Origin of the sequence: Vibrio sp. 1159, from assembly GCF_033340395.1 — a bacterium.
Taxonomy (GTDB): domain Bacteria; phylum Pseudomonadota; class Gammaproteobacteria; order Enterobacterales; family Vibrionaceae; genus Vibrio; species Vibrio alginolyticus.
On sequence record NZ_JAWOWL010000189.1, the window covers coordinates 1 to 1,042 of the forward strand.

General features: G+C 32.0%; 1 protein-coding gene. It reads right to left on the bottom strand.

The features are described 5' to 3' along the window. Positions 1-146: 146 nt before the first annotated feature. Positions 147-968 carry a glycosyltransferase 61 family protein gene (locus R7127_RS26900; RefSeq protein WP_318148762.1) on the bottom strand — a complete coding sequence of 274 codons (822 nt, stop codon included), beginning with the start codon at positions 966-968 and terminating at the stop codon, positions 147-149. Positions 969-1,042 lie beyond the last annotated feature (74 nt).

The window sequence follows — 1,042 nt, forward strand, 5'->3', positions numbered from 1 at the left end:
ACATGTTGAAAGTTGATTATCAGGAGCCAGTATTTTTAGCGTAAACCGTCGTCAATAGCTCGTGGGTGAATAGTTACCCTTAAAGCAGCATCTCTAATTAAATTAACATACTTACCTTTCATAAAATCATTCCTAACTAATTACGGCTAATTATATTTTTCGAATATATCCATCATTTCTTTTGATATGTTTGAAAATCTATCAGCAGTGTCGGTGGCAATGCTTCTTATTCGATTTAGTAAATGCGGTCTTTTCATTGGAGTTTTTATCTTATTTTCCAATGTTTTTATAACTCTATAATCAGTATCATTTAGCTCTAAACCCAGACATTCAAATAGAGTATTAACATCCACGCAGCCAGTAGGATCAATCTTAGGTGTGAAAAATTTATGCTTATTGTTTACAACGCTACTTATAAGTCTATAGTTTCCGTTAACAGGATTATTTCTCCTTCTGGAAAAGATACTAATATCATCAATTGCAAGCTTTGAAAATATCATGTTGTGAAATGCAGTCCCTTCTATACCCGCAATTTTTTTACATGAGTTAAATATTGATACCTGCTCTTCAAATTCTAATTCTTCTAAATTTAAAATACGCCAACCGCGCATTAAAAGTAGAGTCTCTATAATAAATTCATTTTCATATGTATCAAAGCCAGAACGAGAAAGCCAAACATTTTCATTATAAAAACTCTCCGAAACCCGATCATTTACACTTAAAAAATCATAGTGATACTTACTAAATTTATCCCAAATAATATACTCTCTCTCGGATACATTTAATCGTTCACAAGTTACTGAACCAGTTACATATATGTGATTTACATCTTCTAAACCCAATATGTTAAATATTTTCTCCTGGAACTTTTTCCTATTATTTGTAACACCGACCCAAATGATATTTTTTTCACCATTATAATGAGAAAGCCTTGATAAACTCTCTAATAAAAAATGCCCATAATGCACGGAAAAATCATGAACATCCCCGTCAATAAAGGCTTGCTAGAACCTTTAAAAGGTACTCAGAATCCATCGCACAC